Raw genomic sequence first — 15888 nt, forward strand, 5'->3', positions numbered from 1 at the left:
GTTAGTCTGTGCGGACGCCCGACGGTCGGGCGCTATTGGGGGTGAACGGTTTCGACTTCGTTCGTCGATCAAGGGGAAGCGTGCCGAGGAAGGCGACGATGATCTCGCAAACCACCCGTCGCAAACATATAAGCGCCGACTCCAGTCAGCGCGAGTTCGCCCTCGCCGCCTGAGGCGAGTGCGACTCTGTCGGCCCGCGGGCGCTCCCGCCGCGGATCCCGGCATCAGCTAGGGAGCTCACCTGTCCGCCCGGTCGCGGGGCGGACAGGGACAACACACAGCGACTGGGATCGTCACTCCGGCTTGTTCGCGTGACCGGGGGATCCGAGTAGAGGCATAGCGGACTGCGCACGGAGAAGCCCTTGTGGAGCGACGGAGGACCCGGGTTCGATTCCCGGCACCTCCACCCCTGACGGAGCCCCGCCGACCAGCCGGTCGGCGGGGCTACGTCATGTCCGGGGCCGGGCTGCCCCGCCCCGCCCCGCCCCGCCCCGCCCCGCCCCGCGCGCACGATGCGGCCCCGCGCGCACCCTCGAGCGTGCGCGCGGGGGCGGAACGTGCGCGGCGGTGCCGGGATGACGGTGCCGGGACGACGGTGCCGGGATGATGATGGTGCGGCCGGGCCCGGCGGTGGCACACTCGCCGCCGTGACACCCCTGTCCCGCGGTGAGAACCGGCCCGTGCCCGGCGACCTGGTGACGGTCACCGTCGCGTGCTCCGCCCCGGTCGACGTCGCCGCGCTGCTGCTCGGCCCGGACGGGCGGGTACGCCGCGACACCGACTTCGTGTTCTTCAACCATCCCGTCGGGGAGGGCGTCTCCCTGCACCACGGCCGGGGTGGTGGCGACGCGGTCCGCATCGATCTCGGTGCCGTGCCGGCCGACGTCGGCACGGTCGTGGTCACCGCCAGCCTCGACGGCTCGGGTCCACCGACGTTCGGGCGGGTCGCGCCGCCGGTGGCCACGGCCGGGGACGTGAGCTTCGAGATGACCGGGCTCGGCTCCGAGACCGCCGTGATCTGCGTCGAGGTGTACCGGCGGCAGGGCGGCTGGCGGGTGCGCGCGGTCGGGCAGGGGTTCGACGACGGGCTGGCGGCCATCGCGGCCGAGTACGGCGTGAACCTCGACGACGAGCCGCCGGTGCCGGCCGCGACCCCCGCCCCGGCCGCCCCGCCCGCTCCTCCACCGTCGGTCCCGCCCGCCCCGGCCCCGTCGTCGGCGCCACCGTCGCCGCGTTCCGCCCCGCCGACTGCCCCGGCGGCCTCCTGGCCTCCGGCGGATCCGGCCCCGGCGGCGTCCTGGCCCCCGGCCGGCCCGCCCCCGGCCGCGTCACCGCCCGCGCCGGACCGGTTCACCCTGCCGCTGGGCCCGCCCCACCAGCCGCAGCCCCACCAGCCACCCGCCCCCGCGGCCCACCAGCCCCCCGCCCCACCCCAGCCCCCCGCCTCACCCCAGCCGTCCGCACCGTCGCCCGGAGGAGTCCCGCCCATGCAGAGCGACCTGTTCAGCCCCGACCACGCCGAGGTGGCGGGCGGCGGGATCCAGAAACAGGGCGGCAAGATGGCGCGGGTCTCGATGACCGGCGCCGACCTGCTGGCCAGGGCCGGCTCGATGGTCGCCTACCAGGGCGATCTGCGGTTCGAGGCGCTCGGCTCCGGCGGCATCGGCAACATGATCCGGCAGCGGCTCACCGGCGAGGGCGTGCCGCTGATGCGGGTCACCGGGCGGGGCGACCTGTTCCTGGCCAACGCGGCCAGCGACGTCCACCTGATCGACCTCGACGGCTCCGACGGCCTCACGATCAACGGGGCGAACGTGCTCGCGTTCGACTCCTCGCTGTCCTACCGCATCGCTCGGGTCTCCGGCGCCGCCGGGTTCGCGAGCAACTCCGGGCTGTTCAACTGCGAGTTCACCGGCCGTGGCCGCATCGCGATCACCACCGAGGGCACGCCGGTCGTGCTGAACGTCGACCAGCCGACCTACGCCGACCCGCAGGCGGCCGTCGCGTGGTCGGCGAGCCTGCAGACCGGCCTCACCACGAACGACACGTTCAACATCGGCACGCTGATGGGGCGCAGCACCGGCGAGCGCTACACCCTGTCGTTCAGCGGGCGCGGTTTCGTGATCGTGCAGCCCTCGGAGCTGCCGCCGGGCGGCCTCGTCGCCGGGACCGGCGGCGGCGAGCAGGCGGGCCACGGCGGCGGTGGCGGGGTGCTCGGCGGGCTCCTCGGCGGGCGCTGACGGGACGCCGCGGGTGCCGGACCTACCGGTGGGTAGGGCATGCTGGCGGGCATGGACCGACCCCACGACCTCGTCGTCTACGGCGCCACCGGCTACGTCGGCGAGCTGACGGCCGCGTACCTCGCCGAGCACGCCCCCGCGGGCGTCCGGATCGCGCTGGCCGGGCGCTCGGCGGACAAGCTGGCCGCCGTGCGCGCCCGGCTCCCGCAGGCGGCCCGCGACTGGCCGCTGCTGGTGGCCGACTCGTCCGACGCCGAGGCGGTCGAGCGGCTGGCCGGGAGCACGCGGGTACTGGTGACGACGGTCGGGCCGTACGCGCGCTACGGGCTGCCGGTCGTCGAGGCGTGCGCGCGGGCGGGCACGCACTACGCCGACCTCACCGGCGAGGTGCTGTTCCACCGCGACGCGATCGACCGCGTCGACAAGATCGCCCGCGACAGCGGCGCGAAGATCGTGCACTCCTGCGGCTACGACTCGATCCCGTCGGATCTCGGGGTGTTCGTCCTGCACGAGCGCGCGGAGGCCGACGGGGCGGGCGGGCTCACCGACGTCAGCCTCATCGCCGGCGCGAAGGGCGGGTTCAGCGGCGGCACGATCGACTCGCTGCGCGCGCAGGTGGAGACGGTGGCGGCCGACCCGTCGCGCAGGCTGGTGGTCGCCGACCTGCACTCGCTGAGCCCGGAACGCGCCGCCGAGCCGGTGCCGCGCCAGCCCGCCGACGCGCCCGCACCCGGGCGCCGCGGGTCGCGCGGGACGTGGACCGCGCCGTTCGTCATGGCCTCCTACAACACCCGCGTCGTGCGCCGCAGCAACGCCCTGCTCGGCTTCGCCTACGGCCGGTCGATGCGCTACGGCGAGACGATGGGCCTGGGCACGGGGCCGGCCGGGGCGGTGGCCGCGGTGGGCGTCACCGCCGGGCTGGCCGGGCTGCTGGCCGGGTTCTCGACGGCGCCCACCCGCGCCGTGCTCGACCGTGTCCTGCCCAAGCCGGGCGAGGGCCCGAGCCCGCAGGCCCGGGCCGCGGGCTGGTTCCGGATGGACATCGAGGCGGGCACCGAGAGCGGCCGCCGGTACCACGCGCGCGTCGCGGGGAAGGGCGATCCCGGGTACGCGGCCACCGCCGTCATGCTCGGCGAGAGCGGGCTCTGCCTCGCCCTGGACGACCTGCCCGACCGCGCCGGCTCGCTCACCCCGGCCTCCGCGATGGGATCGGCACTGGTGGAGCGGCTCGTCGCGGCCGGGCACAGCTACACGGTGACCGACCTGAGGTAGGCGGGCCAGCTGCCGTAGGCGCTGACGTCGAGCGTGCCCGGGGGTCTGCGGACGCACACGATCCCCAGTGCGGAGGAGTCGGCGAGCTCCACCGGGCCGATCCCGAGCGGGGCGGGCAGGGCGCAGACGAGCGCGCCGAGCGCGTCGACGGGGATGCGGTGCAGCTCCACCTCGACCGCCGCGCCCCCCTCGTCGACGGCGACGAGCCCGCCGCGCGGCACCCCCGGCCCGGGCAGGGCGACGAGGTGGTACACCGGCGCGGTGTAGGCCCGCCGCGCGAACTCGGCCCCGAGCGCGGCCAGTTCGGGGTGCAGCGGCTGGCCCGTGCGGTGGGCCGCCACCACGGCCAGCAGCCGGTGGCCCGTCATCCGAGCGGCACCTCGGAGACGTGCGCCGCGACGATCCGCCAGCCCTGCGGGAACCGGCACCACGTCTGGCTCTGCCGGCCCTCGGTGCCGCCGCCGGGGTGGTCGAACAGGGTGGTGACGACGGCGGCCCCGTCCCCGATCACGAGCACCTGGGTGTCGCGCAGCCGCCTCCCGGCGGGCACCGACGGGTGCGCCCGCCGCCATGCCGCGATCTCCGCGGCGCCCTGCTGGCGGTCGGCGACCCCGAAGCGGCGGCAGCGCGCGTCGTCCCAGAACAGCTCGGTCAGCACCGCCAGGTCGCCGTCGACCAGCGCCTGCTCGTAGCGGGCGAACGCGGCCCGCACCTCGCGCTCCGCGGTTGCAGTGGGGTGGCTCTGCTCCGGTCTCGTTGCAGTGGAGCCACCCCACTGCGATTCGGTGGGGCTCACGCGGTCGCCGGGCGGGTCGTGTCGATCGGGGCCATCGCCGGTGCCGACTGCTCCTCCTCCGGCGTCCGCTGGGCCGGGAGCTCCGTGTCGGTCGTCGCCTGCGGGGTGTCCTTCGTGAAGAACCCGAAGGCCAGCAGGATGATCCCGCCGAACAGGTAGCCGAGCGCGATCTGCCCGCCGACGTTCCAGCCGACCTGCTCGGCGTGGATCAGCCCGATGAAGCCGAGCACGGCCCCGATGAAGCAGTAGATCGCGGCCGGGACGAACTTCTTGTCGATGATGAACACGACGATCGAGCCGAGCACCATGCCGGCCAGGATCGCGCCGCCGCCCAGCAGCAGGGTGCCGTGGTAGACCAGCCCGGCATTGGCGAAGCCCTCCTCGCCGACCTCGGCCGGGGTGCTCCCCGCCGCGCCGACGGCGTTGGTCATCAGCCCTCCCGCCCACGACGCGATGTTCGGGATGATCGCGAACACCACCGCGATGGCGTGCGCCTTCGGCACCTCCTGGAACGCCTGGGCGCCGATCAGCAGGCCGATGTAGAGCAGGATCGGGACGATCGCCGGCAGCGGCAGCAGGGCCCCGAGCAACGAGAACATCCCCAGGAAGCACATCAGGGCGATGAACACGCCGGACGCCAGCGAGTAGCTGGTGCGCCCGCCCGCGGCCTTCCAGCCCGGGTGTCCGATGTAGACGGCGGGCGGGAACGGGCAGCCCATCGCGGCACCGACGATCGCGCCGGCGCCGTCGGCACCGAGGATCGCGCGCAGGTTGTACTCGTCGCCCGCCGCGGCGGCGCTCTCGACGTTGGCCATGCCCTCGGTGAAGTTGTAGATACCCAGCGGGATGGCCGTGGCGAGCAGCGGCGCGACGTTGGACAGTCCCTCGACCAGGCGCGGGATGTCGAACGTCGGCAGCGACAGGGCGACGTCACCGGCGGCGGCGACCACGTCCGGCGGTGACATGTAGCCGCCGATCCAGCCGATCGCGGTGCCGACGAGCAGGGCGGCGAGGCCGACGGGGATGTTGCCCGGCAGCTTCAGGTCGGTGAAGAAGCCGATCAGGATGATCACCATGACGGGGAAGGCGATCCACAGCGCCTCCCACATCTGCGCGGCCGGGCGCATGGAGATGAACGCGATCGAGATGCCCGCGAGCGTGCCGAGCATGGCGGCCTGCGGGGTGTAGCGGCGGATCCAGGGCCCGACGAACGCCCCGATCAGCACGATGACACCGATGATGAACGACCAGGCGAGCCCGGAGGTCCACGCGACGATCGGGTCGCCCGTCGCGAGGTAGATCGGCAGCATGATCACGAAGACGACGATGAACATGTGCGGCACCGACGGCCCGTACGGCATCGCGCAGACGTCGGTGCGGTTCTCCTTCCGCGCCAGCCGCCGGGCGAGGTAGGTGTAGTAGACGTTGCCGATCAGCAGCTGCACGCCGAGCGCGGGGAGGATCACCCCGAACACGTCGGCCCCGGGGATGTTGACGACGCCCAGGCAGAGCCCGGAGAGCACCAGCACGTTGACCAGGGTGTTGAAGCCCAGGCCGAAGAACGCGTTGGTGTCGCCCGCGACCCACCAGGACAGCTTCATCGGCTCGGCTTCGGTGGACGTCGTCATGACGGGACCTCCTGGAGGGTGAGGGCGGCGAGGAAGGCGGACGAGGGGGCGACCCAGCCGAAGATCCCGCCCTGGGCGGAGATCATCTCCAGGCCGACGCGCTGGAACTCCGGGAAGTACGAGCCGACGCAGTCCGAGAGCACGAGGCACTCGTAGCCGCGGTCGTTGGCCTCCCGGACGGTGGTGTGCACGCACACCTCGGTGGTCACGCCGGTGACGACCAGGCTGGTGACGCCCAGCTCGGCGAGCTCCGCGCCGAGCGAGGTGCCGTGGAAGGAGCCCTTGCCCGGCTTGTCGACGACGAGCTCACCGGGCAGCGGCGCCAGCTCGTCGATGATGTCGTGGCCGTACTCGCCGCGGACCAGGATCCGGCCCTTGGGTCCGGGCTCCCCGATCCGCAGCGACGGCTCGCCGCGGTTCAGCTTGGCGGGCGGGCAGTCGGAGAGGTCCGGGACGTGGCCCTCGCGCGTGTGGATCACGGTGAGGCCCACCTCGCGGGCGGTGGCGAGCACCCGTTGCAGCGGCGGGACGACGGCCTGCAGCCAGGACACGTCGTTGCCGAGGGTCTCGCCGAAGCCGCCGGGCTCCACGAAGTCGCGCTGCATGTCGATGATCAGCAGTGCGGTGCCGGCGGGGTCGAACTCGAAGGGGTAGGGGTCGGCGGGCACGGTTCTCATCGGGTGGTCCCCTCGATCACGGCGGTCGACGTCGCGACCGCCCCGAAGACCCCGCCCTGCATGGTCACCATGTGCAGCGCGGCGTCGTGGTTGGCCGGGTCGGTGGCGCCGGTGCAGTCGCTCAGGACCAGGCACTCGTAGCCGCGGTCGTTCGCCTCGCGCATCGTCGTGTGGACGCACACGTCGGTGGTGATGCCGGTGAGCACGAGGTGCGTGATCCCGTTCGTGCGCAGGACCAGGTCCAGGTTGGTGGCGTAGAAGGCGCCCTTGCCCGGCTTGTCGAGCAGCACCTCACCGGGGACCGGCGCGACCTCCGGCACGATCTGCCAGCCCGGCTCGCCGCGCACGAGGATCCGTCCCGCCGGACCCGCCGAGCCGATCTCCGCACCGATCCGGGCGGAGCGCCAGCGCTTGTTGGCGGGCAGGTCCGACAGGTCGGGGGAGTGGCCCTCCCGGGTGTGGATCACCAGCATCCCGGTCGCGCGGGCGTGCTCGAGCATCCGTGCGGTGGCCGGGAGGCCCGCCCGGGTCAGCCCGATGTCGTAACCCATGCGGTCGACGTAGCCGCCGGGCCCGCAGAAGTCGACCTGCCAGTCGATGCAGATCAACGCCGTGCGGGCGGCGTCGACCGATCCGTCGTAGGGCCACGGGTAGGGGTTGGCGGCGACCGGACCGATCCGGGCCCTGGTCTGCACTGTGGCGGTCATGCGGCCTCCCTGGTGATGGACTGGCGTGCGGCGGAGAGCAGGCGGTCCTCGGAGAAGGCGGGACCGAGCAGGGTGACGCCATGCGGGCGGCCGTCGTCGGTGAGCCCGGCGGGCACGGCGACGGCGGCGAGGTCGAGCAGATTGGCGAACTGCGTGTACCGGCCGAGGACGAGGTTGCGGGCCACCGGCTGCTCGGCGAGCTGCGCGCGGGTGAAGGTCGTCGGGACGGTGGGCAGGAGCAGGGCGTCGGCGTCGGCCCACAGGCGGTCGGTCCGGGCGCGCAGCTCCTGCAGGCGGTGGCGGGCCCGGAAGGCGTCGACGGCGGTGTGATCGCGGCCCTGCTCCAGCACGGCGCGGGTCACCGGCAGCACGTCGTCGGGGTGCTCGACGAGGAAGGACTCCAGGCCGGCGAGGCGCTCGGCCACCCACGGCCCCGCGTAGAGCAGGTCGCCCGCCTCGCACAGCGGCCCGACCGGGGTGGTGCCGACGGCGTCGACGCCGCGGGCGACCGCGTCGAAGGCGGCCTCCATGGCGGTGTCGCCGACGAAGTCCAGCCCGGTGGGGAGCAGGAGACGGCCGGCACCGGGGCCCCGGCTCGCGCGCGCGGGGCGGGACCACGGGTCGGCGGGGTCGGGTGCGGCCAGGACCGCCAGGACGTCGGCGGCGTCGTCGAGGTCGCGGGTGAACACGCTCACGCAGTCCAGGGAGCGGCAGGCGGGCACGACGCCGGACGTGCTCACCAGCCCGCGCGTCGGCTTGAGCCCGACGACGCCGTTGAGCGCCGCCGGGACGCGGCCCGAACCCGCGGTGTCGGTGCCCAGGGAGAACGCCACCTGGCCCGCGGCCACGGCGACCGCGCTGCCCGAGCTGGAGCCGCCGGAGATCAGGTCGCCGCCGAACACCGACTCCGGCGCCCCGTAGGGGGAGCGGGTCCCGTTGAGCCCGGTGGCGAACTGGTCGAGGTTGGTCTTGCCGACGACGAGCGCGCCCGCCTCGCGCAGCAGCCGCACCGCGGTGGCGTCGGCGGCGGGGGAGTAGGCGAAGGTCGGGCACGCCGCGGTGGTGGGGAGGCCCGCGACGTCGATGTTGTCCTTGACGGCGAACGGCACGCCGTACAGCGGCCCGGGGAGCAGCGCGGCCGCCTGCTCGTGCAGCTCGGTGCGGGTGAAGCGGGAGATCCAGACGGCGTCGGCACCGCGCCCGGCGATCCGGTCCGCCACCAGGTCGACGACCTCGTGCGGGGTGAGCGTGCCCGCCCGGTAGGCGGCGCGCAGGGAGCGCACCCCGAGCGCGGCGGTCGTGAGCTGCATTCTGTCGATTGTCGACCGTTTGGTGTCGACGGCAGGTCCGCGTGGTTAAGGCCGTGTGACGCCCGTCGCTACCGGTCGAGCTCGGGGGCCAGGTACGTGCGCGCGCCGTGGTGGGCCAGCTCCGCGAGCACGGCGTCGAGGTCACCGGAGTCGAGGGCGTCGCACAGCCTGCGGTGGCGCTGCGCCCCCTCCCGCGGGGAGGAGACGGCCTCGGCCTCGCGGCGCAGGTTGGTGGCCATGTAGAGCTGCAGCTTCGTGAGCACCGGCTCGTAGCTGCGCAGCAGCTGCCGGTGCCCGGCCAGCCCGACCAGGGCCAGGTGGAACGCGCGGTGCGCGGCGGCCCGCTCGGAGGTGTCCCCGCCGTCGGCGGCCCGCTCCATCCGGTCGGTGGCCGCGCGCAGGTCGGTGGTGTCGCGGGGCACGGTCAGGGCGCACCCGACGGCGAAGCGCTCCAGTGCGTCGCGCAGGCTGAACAGCTCGTCGATGTCGCGCGCCGACAGCTCGGTGACGCGCACACCGCGGCGCGGCAGGTGCTCGACGAGACCCTGCTGGCCGAGCAGGCGCAGGGCCTCCCGCAGCGGGGCGCGGCTCGTGCCGAACCGGCGGGTGAGCTGCTCCTCGACCAGCCGCTCACCGGGGAGCAGGGCACCGCTGAGGATCTCGCTGCGCAGCCTGCGCACGGCGAGGTCGACGAGGCTGCTCGCCTCCAGTCCGCCGTCGACGGCGGGCTCTGCGGTCACTGCGGTCTCCTCGGCGCGGGGTCCTGTCGGTTCCACAGTGTCAGACGCCCCGCGCGGTCGCCCGCGGCCACGGCCCTCGGCCCGCCGCGTCGATCGGTACCTCGACGGGTCCCCGGTGCCGCCGCGGCGCCACCCACGATCGGGCGTACTGTCGCTGTCGGTAGCAATGGCACGGACCGAGAGGGGTCCCGGGTGGTCGAGGTCGACGCCTCGCGCGCACCCGTGCGCATCCCGCGCGAGATCTGGGTGCTGGTCGGCGCGTCGTTCCTGATCGCGATCGGCTTCGGGCTGGTCGCGCCGACGCTGCCGGTGTTCGTCCGCACCTTCGACGTCGGGATCACCGCGGCCGGGCTCGTCGTCAGCGTGTTCGCCCTCGCCCGGCTGGTGTTCGCCCCGTCGAGCGGGTGGCTGGTCACCCGCGTCGGCGAGCTGCGGGTGTTCAACGCGGGCCTGCTGATCGTCGCGGTGTCGACGGCGGCGATGGCGTTCGCCGGGGAGTACTGGCACCTGATCGCGCTGCGCGCGTTCGGAGGCATCGGGTCGACGATGTTCACGATCTCGGCGGTGTCGCTGCTGATCCGCCTGGCGCCGCCGGAGATCCGCGGGCGCGCCTCGGGCATGTGGGCCACCGGGTTCCTCCTCGGCAACATCGTGGGGCCGCTGGCGGGCGGCGGGCTCGTCGCGATCAGCCTGCGCGCCCCGTTCCTCGTCTACGCGGCGGTGCTGGTCGTCGTCGTGCTGGTCAGCGGGGTGCTGCTGCGGGGGCGGCTCGACGTCGCGCCTCCGGTGCCGGGGGCGCCCCCGGTGGTCGCCGTCGGGTTCCGGGAGGCGCTGGGCCACCGCGCCTACCGCGCCGCGCTGGTGGCCAACTTCGGCGTCGGCTGGGCGGTGTTCGGGGCCCGGGTCGCGCTGGTGCCGCTGTTCGTCGTGGAGGCGCTGGGGCAGCCGGAGGCCTGGTCGGGGGTGGTGCTCGCGGTGTTCGCGGCGGGCAACGCGGCCACGCTCGTCGTCGCCGGGCGCTTCGCCGACCGGTTCGGCCGCCGCCCCCCGATGCTGCTCGGGCTGGCTGTCGCGGCGCTGGCCACGGGGATGCTCGGCTACGTCGAGCAGCCATGGGTCGTGCTCGCCGTCAGCCTGGTGGCGGGGCTGGGCAGCGGGATGGTGAACCCGCCGCTGCAGGCCTCGGTCGGTGACGTCATCGGCACCGGCGGCCGCGGCGGCACGGTGCTCGCCGGGTTCCAGATGGCGTCGGACCTGGGGGCGATCCTGGGGCCGGTGCTCGCGGGCGGGCTCGCCGAGCTCGTCGGCTACGGGTGGGCGTTCGCGATCACCGGCGGGGTGCTGGCCGTCGCCTGGCTGTTCTGGCTGCGCGCGCCGGAGACCCTCCCCGCCCGGACGCCGACTACCCGGCCACGCTGACGCCGATCAGCGAGCCGACGACGAACGTCGCGCCCGCCGCGATCGCGCCGAACATCAGCTGGCGCAGCCCGGCGAGCCACCACGGGCGGGTGGTGAACCGCGCCGTCAGTGCCCCGGCGACGACGAGGCCGACCGCACCCACGGACAGCCCCAGCACCAGCGACGACGAGCCGAGCAGGTAGGGGATCAGCGGCACGATCCCGCCGATGGCGAAGCACAGGAACGACGAGAACGCCGCGGTCCACGGCGAGGGCTTGTCGTCGGGGTCGACGCCGAGCTCCTGGGTGATGTGGACGCGCACCGCGAGCTCCGGGTCGCGGTGCACCTCCTCCGCGACGGCCTCCGCGGTCGGCCGCGTCAGGCCCATCTCCTGGTACATGTCGGCCAGCTCGGCGCGCTCGGCGTCGGGGTGACGGCGGATCTCGGCCCGCTCGACGTCGACCTCGTGGCGCACGGCGTCGTTCTGCGTGTCGACCGACGCGAACTCGCCCAGTGCCATCGAGAACGCGCCCGCGACCAGGCCCGCCATGCCGGTGAGGATGATCAGCGAGCGGTCGGCGCCGCCGCCGCCGACGCCCGCGATCAGCGCGATGTTCGTGACGAGCCCGTCCATCGCGCCGAACACGGCGGCGCGCAGCCAGCCGCCGCTGACGTCGGAATGGTGGTGGACCGCGTCGTGCGGGACCTGCGTCATGGGCCCATCCTGCTCCGGTCGCGGGGCCGGCGCGCGCGGATGAGACTGACGCGATGCCCGCCCCGCTCTGGCTGTTCGCCGACCAGCTCGGTCCGCACGTACACGACACCGACGCGCACCGTGACCGCGAGGTCGTGCTGGTCGAGTCGGCGCGCGTGCTGCGCAGCCGCCCGTTCCACCGCCAGAAGCTGCACCTGGTGCTCTCCGGCATGCGCCACCTCGCCGACGAGCTGGGCGACCGGGCCACCTACCTGCGCACCGACACCTACCGGGCGGCGATCGAGCGGGTCGGCCCGGTGGTGGTGCACGAGCCGACGTCGTTCGCCGCGGCCGACCTCGTCGCCCGGCTGCAGGCCGAGGGGCTGGTCGAGGAGATCCTGCCGACGCCGACGTTCGCGTTGCCCCGCACCGCGTTCGACGAGTGGGCTGGCGACCGCGAGACGTTCCGGATGGAGGACTTCTACCGTTCCCAGCGTCGTCGCTTCGACGTGCTGATGGAGGCGGGCGAGCCGGTCGGGGGCACCTGGAACCTCGACGCGGAGAACCGCGAGCCGCCGCCCAAGGGCGTCACCGTGCTGGACGTGCCCGGCCCGTGGCAGCCGCCGGAGGACGCGATCGACGACGGGGTCCGCCGCGACCTCGACGCCATGGACCTGCCCACCGTCGGCGTCGACGGGCCGCGCTGGTTCGCCGTCACCGCCGCGGAGGCCCGCCGCGTGCTCGCGCACTTCGTGCAGGAGCGGCTGCCGCACTTCGGCCCGCACGAGGACGCGATGCTCACCGACGACTGGGCGATGGCGCACTCGCTGCTGTCGGTGCCGCTCAACCTGGGCCTGCTGCACCCGCTCGACGCGGTGCGCGAGGCCGAGTCGGCGTACCGGTCGGGCGACGTGCCGCTGCCCAGCGCGGAGGGGTTCGTCCGCCAGGTGCTGGGTTGGCGCGAGTACGTCTGGCAGCTGTACTGGCGCTTCGGGCGCGACTACTCCGCGAAGAACGAGCTGCGCGCGCGCACCCCGCTGCCCGACTGGTTCCGCGACCTCGACGCCGGGGCCGTCACCGCGGCGTGCCTGTCGACGGCGCTGGCGGGCGTGCGCGACCGGGGCTGGACCCACCACATCCAGCGGCTCATGGTGCTGGGCAACCACGCCCTGCAGCGCGGCTACGACCCGCGCGAGCTGTCGGACTGGTTCCGCGAGGCGTTCGTCGACGGGTTCGAGTGGGTGATGCCGCCCAACGTCGTCGGGATGAGCCAGCACGCCGACGGCGGGATGCTCGCGACGAAGCCGTACAGCTCGGGCGGGGCGTACGTGAACCGGATGTCGGACCACTGCCGCGGCTGCGCGTTCGACCCGAGGAAACGCCTCGGCGACGACGCGTGCCCGTTCACGGCCGGGTACTGGGCGTGGACGCACCGCCACCGCGACCTGCTCGCCGCCAACCACCGCACCGCCCGGGCCGTGGCGGGGATGCGGCGCCTGGGCGACCTCGACGCGGTGCTGGAGCAGGAGTCGGCCCGCGAGCACTTCTGACACCTGGCTAGGTTGGCGGCGTGTCGCGGGAACGGGTGCTCGACGTCGTGGGGACGCTGGCCCGGCTGGGGCTCGCCGCGGTCTGGCTGTTCTCCGGGGTGCCCAAGGCGCTCGACCCCGACCGCACCTACGTCGCCGTCCGCGCCTACGACGTGCTGCCGCCGCTGGGCGTCGAGCTGGTGGCGGGGGTGCTGCCGTGGCTGGAGATCGCCCTGGGCGTGCTGCTGCTGCTCGGGCTCGGCGTGCGGGCGGCCGCGGCGGCGTCGGCGGCGTTGCTGCTGGTGTTCGTCGCCGGGGTGACGCAGGCCTGGGCGCGCGGGCTGTCCATCGACTGCGGCTGCTTCGGCGGCGGCGGGCAGGTGGAGCCGGGGCAGACCGCCTACGTGCAGGAACTCGTGCGGGACGCGGGGTTCCTGCTGCTCGCGGCATGGTTGGTGGTGCGGCCGCGGACACCGGCCGCACTGGACTCGAGGATCGGCTAGGGAGACAGGGACATGGGCGGGGCGTCGCGCAGCGAGAAGAGGCGCAAGCAGGAGGCGGCCGAGGCACGGCTGCGCGCGGCGGGGATCACCCCGCCCGCCACGCAGGCGCGCGACCCCAAGCGGACCACGTTCATCGCGGTGGCCACGCTCGCGGTGGTCGCGATGCTGGTCGGCGTGGTCGTCCTGGTCACCCGCGGCTCCGGCGAGCCGCCCGCCGCGCCGACCTACGGCGTCACCGCGGCGGAGGGCGTGGTCACCGCGGGCAGCGGCCCGATCGTCGTCGACGTCTACGAGGACTTCCTCTGCCCGCTGTGCGAGCGGTTCGAGGAGCGCTACGGGGCCGAGCTGACCGAGGCGATGAACGCCGGGCAGGTCACGGTGCGGTATCACGCCGTGGCGATCCTCGACGAGCTGACCGACCCCGCCGGCTACTCCACGCGCGCCGCGAACGCCGCCCTGTGCGCGGTGCCCGCGGGCGTGTTCCCGGCCTACCACGCGCGGCTGTTCGACGAGCAGCCCGCCGAGCGCGGCCCCGGACTGACCGACGAACAGCTCACCGCGTTCGGCACCGAGCTGGGCGCCGACCTCGGCCCCTGCATCAGCGGCGGCACCCACGCCGACGCGGTCGCCGCGGAGACGCAGGCGGCCACCACCGACCCCGCGCTGCGCAACGCCGACGGCTCCTTCGGTACCCCGACCGTCCTGCTCGACGGCGCCCGGGTCGACATCAGCGACACGGGCTGGCTGCAGGACGCGATCGACCCCGCCGGCTGACGTCCGGCAGCCCCGGTTGTCGTGGGGGATCGGGCCTCGTGTAACTTCGTCGAGGCAAGGGGCTGTGGCGCAGCTGGTAGCGCACTTGACTGGCAGTCAAGGGGTCAGGGGTTCGAATCCCCTCAGCTCCACCCTTCCTCACCAGCGGAAACGCTCCGCTTGAGTTATCCACACCGACGGTCATGGTGCCGTTTGTGGTGCGAACCCGCTCTAGCGTTGCACCATGACCTCCACGGCGCCGCGACGCCGAGCCCGCTCCAAGGGCCGCATCGAGCAGCTCCCCAGCGGGTCGCTCCGGGTCGTCGTCTACGCCGGCCAGGACCCGCTCACCAAGCGTCGGCACTACCTGCGCGAGATCATCCCGGCCGGGCCCCGCGCGGCCGCCGAGGCGGACAAGGCGCTGCGCCGGCTCGCCGTCCAGGTCGACGAGCAGCGCAACCCGCGCACCACGGCGACGGTCGAGCAGCTGCTGACCGAGCACTTCGAGCTGCTCGAGGTCGAGCCCAGCACGTTGTCGACGTACCGGACCCTTGCCCGGTCGCACATCGTGCCGCTGATCGGCAAGCAGAAGGTCGGCGCGCTGCGGGCCGCGGTGTTCGACTCCTTCTACGCGGAGCTGCGCCGCTGCCGCGCGCACTGCAACCGCCGGCCCTTCGTCGAGCACCGAACTGCGCGTCCACACAACTGCGACCACCGGTGCGGCCCGCACCGCTGCCGCGGCCTGTCCCGGTCGACCATCCGGCAGATCCACGTCATCCTCAGCGGCGCCCTGAGACGGGCCGTGCGCTGGCGCTGGCTGTCGACCAACCCCATCGAGCACGCCCAGGCCCCGCCGCAGCCGGCGGCCAAACCGCAGCCTCCCAGCGCCGACGAGGCGGCCCGCATCCTGAACGAGGCGTGGTCGGATCCGGACTGGGCCGTGCTCGTGTGGCTGACGATGGTGACCGGCTTCCGCCGCGGCGAGCTGTGCGCTCTGCGCTGGAACGACCTCGACGTCGTGAACGGGGTGCTGACGGTCGCGCGCTCGATCGCGCAGCTCGACGGGGAGACGTGGGAGAAGGACACGAAGACCCACCAACACCGCCGCATCGCCCTGGACCCGGACACGGTGGCCCTGCTGGCCGGCCACCGGCAGCGGTACATGGACCTGTGCGCCGGCCTTGGCTTCGAATTGCCCGTGGACGGGTTCATGTTCTCCCGCGACGTGGACGGCTCGACGCACTTGAAGCCGACGACGGTGGGGCAGCGGTACTCGCGCCTGGCGCGTCGGATCGGCATCAAGACGACGATCCACAAGCTGCGGCACTACTCGGCGACGGAGCTGATCGCAGGTGGGGTCGATGTGCGGACGGTTGCCGGCCGGCTTGGGCATGGGGGCGGCGGAACCACGACCTTGCGGGTCTACGCGGCCTGGGTGTCGGAGGCGGACCAGCGGGCAGCGACCGGACTTCTGGCGCGGCTGCCCGTGCGGCCTGCCATGCAACCGGGAAGCACGGCGACCTGAGCACCTTGCACAGATTGTCCGGTGACCGTTTCCGCCGCGATAGGCCATAATGACGAGGCCCTCCACACTGTCGTTCCGTGGGTTCGAGTACGGATCCAAGGTCTGGTCGGCCGCTA

General features: G+C 73.9%; 15 protein-coding genes, 1 tRNA gene and 1 other RNA gene. 9 read left to right on the top strand and 8 right to left on the bottom strand.

Annotated elements, in window-relative coordinates; all coding sequences use genetic code 11:
- Positions 1-37 precede the first annotated feature (37 nt).
- From ssrA to PHY01_RS04780, 3 genes are all read left to right on the top strand, one after another.
- Positions 38-409, top strand: a transfer-messenger RNA (tmRNA) gene (ssrA, locus tag PHY01_RS04770).
- A gap of 238 nt (positions 410-647) precedes the next feature.
- Complete coding sequence (locus PHY01_RS04775; protein ID WP_218030007.1) at positions 648-2240, top strand: AIM24 family protein; 1593 nt, start codon at positions 648-650, stop codon at positions 2238-2240.
- A gap of 51 nt (positions 2241-2291) precedes the next feature.
- A complete protein-coding gene (locus PHY01_RS04780) occupies positions 2292-3512 on the top strand; it encodes a saccharopine dehydrogenase family protein (protein WP_141277295.1) in 1221 nt (406 codons plus the stop codon).
- On the opposite strand, the gene PHY01_RS04785 is transcribed toward PHY01_RS04780, so the two are convergent.
- The 7 genes from PHY01_RS04785 to PHY01_RS04815 form a co-directional block, all read right to left on the bottom strand.
- A complete protein-coding gene (locus PHY01_RS04785; RefSeq protein WP_141277296.1) occupies positions 3488-3880 on the bottom strand; it encodes an allophanate hydrolase-related protein in 393 nt (130 codons plus the stop codon). The two genes, PHY01_RS04780 and PHY01_RS04785, sit on opposite strands and share 25 nt — an antisense overlap.
- Positions 3877-4308, bottom strand: coding sequence for an AtzH-like domain-containing protein (locus PHY01_RS04790; RefSeq protein WP_141277297.1), 432 nt, complete (start codon positions 4306-4308; stop codon positions 3877-3879). The genes PHY01_RS04785 and PHY01_RS04790 overlap by 4 nt, the downstream gene beginning before the upstream one ends.
- On the bottom strand, positions 4305-5936 hold the full coding sequence (locus PHY01_RS04795; RefSeq protein WP_141277298.1) for a regulator: 1632 nt from the start codon (positions 5934-5936) through the stop codon (positions 4305-4307). The genes PHY01_RS04790 and PHY01_RS04795 overlap by 4 nt, the downstream gene beginning before the upstream one ends.
- Positions 5933-6613 carry a cysteine hydrolase family protein gene (locus tag PHY01_RS04800; RefSeq protein ID WP_141277299.1) on the bottom strand — a complete coding sequence of 227 codons (681 nt, stop codon included), beginning with the start codon at positions 6611-6613 and terminating at the stop codon, positions 5933-5935. The genes PHY01_RS04795 and PHY01_RS04800 overlap by 4 nt, the downstream gene beginning before the upstream one ends.
- Entirely contained in the window at positions 6610-7320 is a 711-nt protein-coding gene (gene biuH, locus PHY01_RS04805) for a biuret amidohydrolase (protein WP_141277300.1), read from the bottom strand. The genes PHY01_RS04800 and biuH overlap by 4 nt, the downstream gene beginning before the upstream one ends.
- Positions 7317-8630 carry an allophanate hydrolase gene (atzF, locus tag PHY01_RS04810; protein ID WP_141277301.1) on the bottom strand — a complete coding sequence of 438 codons (1314 nt, stop codon included), beginning with the start codon at positions 8628-8630 and terminating at the stop codon, positions 7317-7319. The genes biuH and atzF overlap by 4 nt, the downstream gene beginning before the upstream one ends.
- 68 nt (positions 8631-8698) lie before the next feature.
- A complete protein-coding gene (locus PHY01_RS04815) occupies positions 8699-9370 on the bottom strand; it encodes a GntR family transcriptional regulator (protein ID WP_141277302.1) in 672 nt (223 codons plus the stop codon).
- Between the two features lie 192 nt (positions 9371-9562).
- On the opposite strand from PHY01_RS04815, the gene PHY01_RS04820 reads away from it, so the two are divergent.
- On the top strand, positions 9563-10789 hold the full coding sequence (locus PHY01_RS04820) for an MFS transporter (protein WP_141277303.1): 1227 nt from the start codon (positions 9563-9565) through the stop codon (positions 10787-10789).
- Here the strand turns inward: PHY01_RS04820 and PHY01_RS04825 are convergent.
- Positions 10773-11483, bottom strand: a complete 711-nt coding sequence (locus PHY01_RS04825) for a VIT1/CCC1 transporter family protein (protein WP_141277304.1) — start codon at positions 11481-11483, stop codon at positions 10773-10775. The two genes, PHY01_RS04820 and PHY01_RS04825, sit on opposite strands and share 17 nt — an antisense overlap.
- Before the next feature lie 53 nt (positions 11484-11536).
- Here PHY01_RS04825 and PHY01_RS04830 point away from each other — a divergent pair, with 53 nt between their 5' ends.
- The 5 genes from PHY01_RS04830 (at position 11537) to PHY01_RS27390 (ending at position 15772) form a co-directional block, all read left to right on the top strand.
- Positions 11537-13012, top strand: a complete 1476-nt coding sequence (locus tag PHY01_RS04830) for a cryptochrome/photolyase family protein (protein WP_141277305.1) — start codon at positions 11537-11539, stop codon at positions 13010-13012.
- Positions 13013-13032: 20 nt separating this feature from the next.
- Positions 13033-13494: a MauE/DoxX family redox-associated membrane protein gene (locus PHY01_RS04835; protein ID WP_141277306.1), complete on the top strand. Its 462-nt coding sequence runs from the start codon at positions 13033-13035 to the stop codon at positions 13492-13494.
- A 12-nt stretch (positions 13495-13506) separates the two neighbouring features.
- Positions 13507-14268, top strand: coding sequence for a DsbA family protein (locus PHY01_RS04840; RefSeq protein ID WP_141277307.1), 762 nt, complete (start codon positions 13507-13509; stop codon positions 14266-14268).
- A gap of 58 nt (positions 14269-14326) precedes the next feature.
- A tRNA-Ala gene (locus PHY01_RS04845) sits at positions 14327-14399 on the top strand.
- Positions 14400-14491: 92 nt separating this feature from the next.
- Positions 14492-15772, top strand: a complete 1281-nt coding sequence (locus PHY01_RS27390) for a tyrosine-type recombinase/integrase (RefSeq protein ID WP_141277308.1) — start codon at positions 14492-14494, stop codon at positions 15770-15772.
- Positions 15773-15888: the final 116 nt, after the last annotated feature.

It is taken from the genome of Pseudonocardia hydrocarbonoxydans, assembly GCF_006539565.1.
GTDB classification, from domain to species: Bacteria; Actinomycetota; Actinomycetes; order Mycobacteriales; family Pseudonocardiaceae; genus Pseudonocardia; species Pseudonocardia hydrocarbonoxydans.

Coding starts and splice junctions, on each gene's coding strand:
- PHY01_RS04780 (WP_141277295.1), top strand. CDS start 2,292: ATGGACCGACCCCACGACCTCGTCGTCTACGGCGCCACCGGCTACGTC.
- PHY01_RS04795 (WP_141277298.1), bottom strand. CDS start 5,936: ATGACGACGTCCACCGAAGCCGAGCCGATGAAGCTGTCCTGGTGGGTC.
- PHY01_RS27390 (WP_141277308.1), top strand. CDS start 14,492: ATGACCTCCACGGCGCCGCGACGCCGAGCCCGCTCCAAGGGCCGCATC.
- PHY01_RS04830 (WP_141277305.1), top strand. CDS start 11,537: ATGCCCGCCCCGCTCTGGCTGTTCGCCGACCAGCTCGGTCCGCACGTA.
- PHY01_RS04825 (WP_141277304.1), bottom strand. CDS start 11,483: ATGACGCAGGTCCCGCACGACGCGGTCCACCACCATTCCGACGTCAGC.
- atzF (WP_141277301.1), bottom strand. CDS start 8,630: ATGCAGCTCACGACCGCCGCGCTCGGGGTGCGCTCCCTGCGCGCCGCC.
- PHY01_RS04800 (WP_141277299.1), bottom strand. CDS start 6,613: ATGAGAACCGTGCCCGCCGACCCCTACCCCTTCGAGTTCGACCCCGCC.
- biuH (WP_141277300.1), bottom strand. CDS start 7,320: ATGACCGCCACAGTGCAGACCAGGGCCCGGATCGGTCCGGTCGCCGCC.
- PHY01_RS04785 (WP_141277296.1), bottom strand. CDS start 3,880: ATGACGGGCCACCGGCTGCTGGCCGTGGTGGCGGCCCACCGCACGGGC.
- PHY01_RS04840 (WP_141277307.1), top strand. CDS start 13,507: ATGGGCGGGGCGTCGCGCAGCGAGAAGAGGCGCAAGCAGGAGGCGGCC.